General features: G+C 72.3%; 6 protein-coding genes. 4 read left to right on the top strand and 2 right to left on the bottom strand.

What is annotated here, in order from left to right:
- Positions 1–46 precede the first annotated feature (46 nt).
- The 3 genes from KCH87_RS36595 to KCH87_RS36585 all read left to right on the top strand — a co-directional run bounded on the left by KCH87_RS36595 (position 47) and on the right by KCH87_RS36585 (position 4422).
- Positions 47–682, top strand: coding sequence for a type VII secretion system-associated protein (locus KCH87_RS36595; RefSeq protein WP_210592167.1), 636 nt, complete (start codon positions 47–49; stop codon positions 680–682).
- Between the two features lie 108 nt (positions 683–790).
- Positions 791–1669 (top strand): type VII secretion system-associated protein, encoded by an 879-nt coding sequence (locus KCH87_RS50545; protein WP_210592166.1) that lies wholly within the window; start codon positions 791–793, stop codon positions 1667–1669.
- Positions 1666–4422, top strand: a complete 2757-nt coding sequence (locus tag KCH87_RS36585; protein WP_210592165.1) for a hypothetical protein — start codon at positions 1666–1668, stop codon at positions 4420–4422. Before KCH87_RS50545 ends, KCH87_RS36585 begins: the two co-directional genes overlap by 4 nt.
- 306 nt (positions 4423–4728) lie before the next feature.
- Here the strand turns inward: KCH87_RS36585 and KCH87_RS36580 are convergent, their stop codons facing one another.
- Positions 4729–5469, bottom strand: coding sequence for an SDR family NAD(P)-dependent oxidoreductase (locus KCH87_RS36580; protein ID WP_210592182.1), 741 nt, complete (start codon positions 5467–5469; stop codon positions 4729–4731).
- 407 nt (positions 5470–5876) lie between these two features.
- On the opposite strand from KCH87_RS36580, the gene KCH87_RS36575 reads away from it, so the two are divergent.
- A complete protein-coding gene (locus tag KCH87_RS36575; protein WP_210592164.1) occupies positions 5877–6374 on the top strand; it encodes an EamA family transporter in 498 nt (165 codons plus the stop codon).
- Between the two features lie 317 nt (positions 6375–6691).
- On the opposite strand, the gene KCH87_RS50225 is transcribed toward KCH87_RS36575, so the two are convergent.
- Positions 6692–7885 carry an RICIN domain-containing protein gene (locus KCH87_RS50225; RefSeq protein ID WP_210592163.1) on the bottom strand — a complete coding sequence of 398 codons (1194 nt, stop codon included), beginning with the start codon at positions 7883–7885 and terminating at the stop codon, positions 6692–6694.
- Positions 7886–8209: the final 324 nt, after the last annotated feature.

Genomic DNA, 8209 nt, shown 5'->3' with positions numbered 1-8209 from the left:
CCCCTGGGACAACGACACCACACATACCGACCGTTGGAGAGCAGCTATGTCGATCCCGGAGGACGACGTCCGGCGACAAGGTGCCGAGGAGGAACCACCCACGCTCGTACGCCCTGGTGAGCCGGGCTTTCCGCCTCCTCCCGAGGACATTTCCGAGGCGGCGAAGCTGGCCCCCGACCACTGGCTCGGCGTCGTCGACCAGCAGTGGAACGGCGAGGAAGGGGAGGAACCGCCGACCTGGGCGATGCTCGGCCGCTGGCGCACCGACGAGCACGGGGAGATCGTCGAGTGGCAGCGCAATCCCGACTACCGCCCGTCGCCCGAGAGGATGGGGTGGCCCGAACCGGTCAGCTCCGCTGACCGGGCCGTCCAGCGTGCTGCCACCGGCTACGGGCCGGAGGACGACGTTGTCCGTGCCCTGGCGGACGCCGAGGTCGCCGTGTGCGTGGACGACGAGGGGCGGCCCTCGGTTGACGAGACGCCCGAGGGTGTCCCCGCTGTGGCCGTCTTCTCCACTTCGTCCGGCCTGGAGGCGGACCAGCTTCCCCGGCATGACGTGATGCCGATGACAGACCTGTTGGAGCGGCTGGGCGACGACGAGGAGGTGCTGTTCCTCAGCTCCTCCGCCCCGGTGGCGCTGCTCATCGGAAAGGGCGCGCTCCGGGCCGCGTCCCAGGACTGAACGTTTCCGAGCCGAAATCCGTGGCACGTGACGCAAGCCCTGACGCGGCGGTGCCGATGACCGCTCCCGATCCATACGACACCGTACGAACCAGCGAGTGAGGACAGAATGAGTGAGCCCAACGGCGAGGTCCGTACCGCAGACGCAGGGGCCGAGGAGGCCGCGGACGCCGCGACGGGTACGGCGATGGTGGACCCCGCCCCGCCGGAGGAGTTCATCGAGGCGGCCCGGCTCGCGCCGAACCACTGGCTGTACCTGATCGACCCGGCCTGGTCCGGTGACGGACCGCCGCCGGAGTGGGCCGTGGTCGGCCAGTGGCGCTCCGACTTCGACGGGGAGATCGTCGAGTGGCAGGACAACGAGGACTACCGGCCCTCGCCGGGCGCGATGGGCTGGCCGGAGCCCACCGACGAGGTGGACGCCGCCATCCAGCTGGCCACGACCGGCTACGGCCCCGCCGAGGACGTCACCAGCGCCCTGGGGCGCGCCGAAGTGGCGGTACTGGTCACGGCGGAAGGTGACCCGGTGCGCGCGTCGGCGCCCGACGGCACCCCGGTGATTCCGGTCTACACCTCGCCGCAGTACCTCCACCTCGCCGGGCGGCTGGGCTTCGAGCAGGTGAAGGCGCGGGAGTTCCTGGACCGGATTCCCGAGGGGTACAGCCTGTGCCTGAACAGCTCGGCTCCGGTCAGCATGGTGCTGCACACCGACGGTCTGGAGGAGGCGATGGACAGGGCGGAGGCCGAGCCCGGGTCTGAGCCTGAGACCGCCCCCGCCTCCGGCTCCGCGACGGGGCCCCGTACCCCGTCCGTGGACGACTGGCCGCTGACGATGAGCACCGAGGACATCGGCTCGGCGACGGCGAACCCGGCGAACCTGGCGGACCCGGTAGATCCGGTGGACGGGGAGCCGGCCGGAGAGCACAGCACGGAAGACGCCCCCGGCGGTTCGGAGAATTCCGAACCCGGCTCGGAAACAACACCGTGAGCCGCACCGGCGGCGGCCGGTCGAGGTGGTTCGGCAGGCGTGGCGACCGGTCGGCCGCGGCGGAGTCCGCACCAACCTCGCAGGCCGAGGGCTTCGCGAACACAGGCGAGGGAGGGGAGCGGCTGCTCGTCGAGGAGTACGACGGCATCCGGCTGCTCCGTACGCCCTCCGACGACGCCCTCGGCACGTCCGACGTCGCGGACCTCGCCCGGGTCCTGTCCGCCGACGCGGACACGGTCACGGTGCTGACCGGTGCCGACGCGTCGCACTCCGCCGACCTGTGGCCCCGGCTCGGCGGCGTCCTCGACGAGCTGCGGGACGACGGCATCCGCACGGTCCGGCTCGTCATGACGGCGGCCGGGGACGACCGTCTCGAGGCACCCGCGCTGGCCCGCCGGATCGCGGACGCCTGGCAGTTGGAGGTCGTCGCGCCCGACGGGCTTGCTCTCGTGGTGCCCGGCGGCGGGCTGTTCGTGCCGGCCCGGGGTCCGTACGCCGGCGGGGGGCCGGTGGGGGAAGAGGGGAGCTGGTGGCGGTTCCTGCCCGACGGGGCAGAGCCGGAGCGGATCGGCCCCCGCCAGCCGGCGCCCGACTGGCAGCCGGCGATCGAGCTGCTGCCCGAGAAGGTCGGGGCCGCCTCCGTGATCCAGCAGATCCCGGCCGGGGTGCTCGCCCGGTCCAGGGACGTGGACCCGCCTGGCCTGGGCGACCTGTGCTACGCCGTACCGGCCGATCCTCGGGGACCCACCGTGCTGCTGGGCGTTCCCGAGGGCGGGGACGTCTCGGCCGGCGATGTCGTCGAGCTCCTCACCGCACTGCCGGAGCCCACGCGGAACCTGGTCAGGATCGCCCCGGGAGGCCACCGGGATGTGCTGCCCACCGTCCAGGCGGTGTCCGACACGCTGGGCGCCGAGGTCACGGCGTGCACCGGAATGCCGCTGCTGACGCACGGCTCGGCGGCGCGGTCCGGCGTGCACGCGGTGGTGCTCGGCGCCGACGGCTCGCCCCGGTGGCAGGCATTCGTGGACGAGGTGCGGTGCCGTCCCGCCGAGCCGGGCGCGCCCGCACCGGCCCCCCGGCTCCAGCGCTGGACCTCGCCTGTCGACGACGGTCACGACAGCCGGGTGCAGCCCGAACAGGGCGTCGTCCGGCTCTCCGAGAGCTGGCAGATCGCGGTGACCCGCGCCGGCTTGTGGCTGACCGAAACGGACGAGCAGCGCCCGCCGTTGGCGGACCGGCTGGCGGACCCGGACGGCCCGGCCATAGAGGTGGGACGCGCCGGGCAGGCTCTGGACGAGTCGTTGACCCCCGTACTCGGCACGCTCCTGGGTGGACTCGCCGCCGAAGTCCGGGGAAAGGCACGGTTGTTCGTGCACGGCGCGAGCACGGACGACGGCCGCGCGCTGCGTCGTACCGCCGCCGAACACGCCCTGCGCGCCATCCGCTTCGAGACCACTCCGGCCGCTCCGCAGGAGGCCGGCTACGGCACGACAACGCTCCCCCGGAACCCGCTGCGTTACGCGGCCGAGGGGCCGCCCACCCCTGCTCGCCGGGCCCGACCTGCCCCGGAGGCCGCGGCCGCCCCCGCCGCCGGCGACTTTCCTGCCCCTGCGGCTGCGCCCGTTCCCGAGGCTGCGCCCGTTCCCGACTCCGCCTCGCCGCCCACCGGCAGCGAGCCGGCGCCGACGAGCAGCGGTGAAGCGGCGTCCTCGCCCGACCCGCACCAGGTCGAAAGCGACGAGCGGGAACCGTGGGAACCCCCACCCCCGTTCCCGCCGAGCCCCTCACCGGACATCCGCACCACCTCCGCCCCGGCCGAGCGCGCATCCGCCCGCCGCCTTCCCGCGCGCGACGAGGCAGGCGAGGAGACCTCGGAGCCACGGACCCCCGAACCACCGCCCGTTGCGGCACCAGAAACACGCCCGGCCGGCCCCTCGCACCGACGGCCCGCCGTCGTGTCCGTGTCCGCGGGACCGCTGCCCGCCGTCCCGTTCCTGCCGGGGCACGCCAGTACGGCAGCGCAACGCGCGGCGTTCCGGAGGCTGGCGGAGGAGAGCTGGGAGCGGCACGGCGCCGCCGTCACGCGGGCGCTCACCAGGATGCCCGCGCTGCGCGGGCCGGAGCTGGAGGACGCCAGGGACGACCTGATCGCGCTGCACGCGTATCTGCACGCCGCCGAAGGTCCGCTGGGGCATGACGAGTTGGCCCGGGGCGTGCGGGCCGGTGACGAGCGGGCGTTGTGCTACGCCGCGTGCGTGGCGTCGGCGCTGCGCCGGCTCCCGTCGTACCGCGGCCCCGCCTTCCGCGGCACCGATGGCGCGGACGACGGCGTCGTCCCGGGGAACCTGGTGCGCGATGCGGCACCCGTCGGCGGGCTGCCCCATTGGCCGGGCACGCCGCGCCCCGCCGGTCCGCAGTACGTGATCTGGTCGGCGACGGGCCGCCGGGTGCGCGAGCTGACGGGCGGACCGGGAGCCGCCGCGAAGCGGGACGAGATCGTGTTCGCGCCGGGCACGCTGCTGCGCGTGCTCGACGTCCGCGAGAGCGACGGCGACGGCGCTCGACTGGTGCTGATGCGCGAGGTGTCCAGCGCTCCCGCCGCCACGAACGCCGGAACGATTCCCCAGAGCACGGAGCTCGACGAATACGACCGCGCAACGCTCGACAGGCTCGACGAGGCGCTGCGTAGCCATCCTCGCGCGCCCGGACCGTTCAACTGGCCGGAGACGTGCGCGGGACCGCTCGGACGGTAGGCCGGGAACGCGGCCGGTGCGGCGCCCGGCCGGGCGGGAGGACAGTGGGCCCGCCCGCCGCACCATCGGACCGGCGGCGGGGAGAGGACAGAGCGCCGTGCCCGGGGGCGGTGTTCGTGCGCGGGGATGTCCGGCGCTTCACAGGACGAGGGGGCCTGGGAGGCGGTCCCGTGCTCCGGCGGGATGGGTGAACTCCTCGAACATCGTGCGGTCGTCGCGAGCAACTCATGTGCGCTCAGGTCTCGCTGACGCGCCGCGGCCGCCCGGGTCCGACAATAGTTCACCCTCCAGCCCCCGCCGGCGCACTCACACCTGCGCGGATCCACCGTCGGCGAAGAACTCGGCACCGTTGACGTAACTCGATGCGTCCGAGGCGAGGAACGTCGTCACGGCGGCGATCTCCTCGGGCTCGGCGAGCCGGCCAAGGGGGACGCCACCTCCGGCCTCGGCCTGCTTGAGCATCTCGGGCCCGAGCAGCTCGAGCAGACCAGGGGTGCGTGCACCGCCCGGGGATACGACGTTGACCCGAAAGCCATGCGCGCGCGAGCTGTGGGCCCAACCGCGGGCGAGGTTGCGCACTGCGGCCTTCGACGCTCCGTAGACCTCGAGTCCCGGGTTGGGCCGTGTTCCAGCGGTCGAACCCGTAAGGATCACCGAAGCGTTTGTGCTGAGCAGCGGCAGCGCTTGCTGGAGAGTGAAGATCGTGCCCTTGACGTTGGTGGCGAACACCGAGTCGATCAGATCCTCCGTCACCTCGCCGAATGGAGCCACTGTGCCGATGCCGGCGTTGGCGACCAGCACGTCGATGCGTCCGGCCTGGTCGCGCACGATCCTGTAGAACGCGTCGAGTTCTGCGGGCACCGAAACATCGCACACCACGCCGGTAGCGCCGGGTCCGAGCTCAGCGACCGCGGCGTCGAGCGCGTCCTGGCGGCGACCGGTGATGAACACCTTGGCACCCTCGTCGCGGAACGCGCGTGCAGTCGCGAACCCGATGCCGGAACTGCCCCCGGTGACCACGGCGACCTTGTCTGCCAAGACGGCCATGCCGCCCTCCTTCAAGTTGTGGACTATTACGTCCATAACCCTGCCTGATCTGGACCGGACAGTCAAGATTGCTTCGGTGCGGGGGGACTCCCCGGGGCGGCCCCGCCGCCGGCCACCGCGCCATAACCCAGCCGGCGGACCGCAGCCTCCAGCAAGAGGCGCAGCACACAGCACGGGGTTCCGGTTGCGGGCGCGGCCAGGAGTTCACTGTGTGGCCCAGGGGCCTGGAGCTGATTTGAACCGTTGGGCGCCGCTCCACGTGTAGGGGGAGGTGGCGCGGCGGGAAACCCCCGTACCCGCCGCGCCACTTCCCCCCCCCGCTGCCGTCGGCGTCATTCCTTCGAAGGAACTGAGCACGTATCCGGACGACGGCGCCCCGACCGCAAGCAGTTGAGCCAGCTATGCCCATGTCCTCGTCTTCCGGTGATGCGAAGCGCTCTCGACCGGTCTTCGACCCATTGGCCGTCGCCGCGATGACGGTCACCGTGGTCTCTTTCGCCGCCACCGCCCCGCTCACCGCCGCTGCCTCCGCACCGGCTCTGGCCATGGCCTTCTGGCGCAACGCCCTGGGCTTCGTCACACTCGTGCCGCTCCTCCTGCTGGTGCTGCGTCGCCGCGAGGTGGCGCGGGTCGCGCGCGGCGAACGCGGAGTGCTGCGGCGCGAGCAATGGCGGCCCCTGACCCGCGGCTTCCTGGCCGCCACCTCGCTCGCGCTGCACTTCGCGACCTTCATGACGAGCACGCGGATGACCACTGTGGCCATGTCCACGGCGCTCGTGGCCACACAGCCGGTCTGGCAGGCGTTCATCGCCGCGGGCCAGGGCGTACCGGTCGCCCGCCGCACCTGGGCGGGGCTGCTGCTCGCGGTGGTGGGCGCGGCCCTGGCTGCCGGGCCCGATGTGTAGGCGGGCGGTTCGGCGCTGATGGGCGACGTGCTCGCCCTGGCCGGTGCCATGGCCCTGGCCGGGTACACCGCCTTGCCGCGCCTTTTCCGTTCATTGCGCGGATCCTCCTTCAATGCGGATGTCGGACGGGGTGTTTCCGTCCGGGGCGCCATGCCCCTATCACGGCTCACGTGGGGAGGAGTTCACCGCGCGGTGAGGAGGGGAGCTGGGGAGGCGAGTGAACCGGTCGGCCGTGCGGCGTGACGGTTGACGACGAAACCCCCGCGGCGCACTTCCTGCCGCGGGGGTTTCGTCGGTCCCAAGGGGCCTGCGGGCGGTCAGCTCATCCGCCACTCATGGTCGTCCTTCGGGTTGCAGCGAAGGACTCCGAGCCGGGCGTCCTCGCCGCCGCTGCCGTACTTCTTACCGTGGACGTCCAGGCACATCTGCTCGCTGCGGTAATTGCGGATCCAGGAGTTACTGCCCGCCCGGCGGTCCAACCACCAGAGCTGGTTGTCCTCGTACGTGCCGTCGCAGGGGGCCTCGACCACTCCCGTCCCGCCGGGCACGCCGCCGTACCCGGGCAGGTCCAGGCACAGGTTGTCTTTGGCGTTGCGGAACACGACGAGCCTGCCGTGCTTGGACGTCTTCTTCTTCACGTCCATGTACCACTGCTGGTTGTCCGTCCGCCGGTCCTTCGCGCACGGGTCTTGGTTGACGGGGCCGTTCACCCTCCCCTTGCCCTTGCCCGGGACGTCGATGCACATCCGGGTCATGGCGTTCACCAGAATCAACCGGTCCGGGAGCAAGGGGCCGGGGCCGGAGTACGGCGCCGGCGGAGAGCTAGAGGAGTCGTCGCCCTCCGAGCTGTCGTCCTTCAGGGAGTCGTTGCTGCTCTCTTCCCCTTCTCCGCCCTCATCCTCGGCGGCCTTCTGGCCGCCGGAGTCGGGATCGACGTCCGAGCTGCCCTTCTTGTCCTTCGTGGGCTCGGGGACGGGGGACTTGCCCTTGTACGAGCCGGGGTTCTGCGGATCCTCGCCGTCGGGGATGGTCGCCCAGGCGGCCTTTCCGGTGCCGGAGTCCTTCTTGTCGTCGTCCCCGGTGCCGAGGGCGATCAGGGGTACGGCGATCAGGAGGGCGCCGGCGAGGGCTGCGGCGGCGCGCAGCGCCTTGGTGGGGCGGCCGGAGGGGGGCTCCTCGTCTCCGCCGGTCGCGGTGGAGGACTCCGGCGGGTCGTTGTCGGCCCCGGCAGCCGTCGCCCCGGCGGCACCCGTGCTGCCCAGGCCCCCGTCGGGCACGGACGAGGACGAGGTCTCGACGGCCGCTGTCGGCCCCTCAGGGCGGGCCGAAGCGGCGGGCTCGAAGGAGTCCGGGGCCGCGGTCGGCCCCTCGGTTGATCCGGACGAGCGAACCGATCCGGCCGGTTCGCCCGGCGCCAGTGCGTCGAGGGCGGTTGCGGGCGCGGACCCCGGAAGCGGCACGGCGCGGCGTACCGTCGGTCCTCCCGGATCCGTCGGTTCCTTGTTGGGCATAGTGTCTCCGTTTCGGATCTGAGGTCAGGTGGCCGCTCAGTCGCGGGGGGCGGCCCGGGGTTCCAGGCCCCGGGGTCTCACGGCTGTCCGCCCTTGCCCGGGCTCGTCTCGATCCTCGTGCGCAGCGCAGTGCTCCAGCCGACGGGAGAGACATGACGGGCGTGCCAGACTGGTCGTTGCGAACATAGGTGGAACGCCGCGTGCGCCTCGAATCGCGTAATTACGGATATTCGCCGCGGAAGATCGTCAACCAGGTGTTTCTGATGTGCATTTGGCAAGCGATAAGCAATACCGATGCAAGGAAGCGGCGTCCGGGCCAGGAGG

This window comes from Streptomyces sp. GESEQ-35 (genome assembly GCF_017948485.1).
Classification (GTDB): Bacteria; Actinomycetota; Actinomycetes; order Streptomycetales; family Streptomycetaceae; genus Streptomyces.
This window is presented reverse-complemented; position numbering and strand designations above follow the sequence as displayed.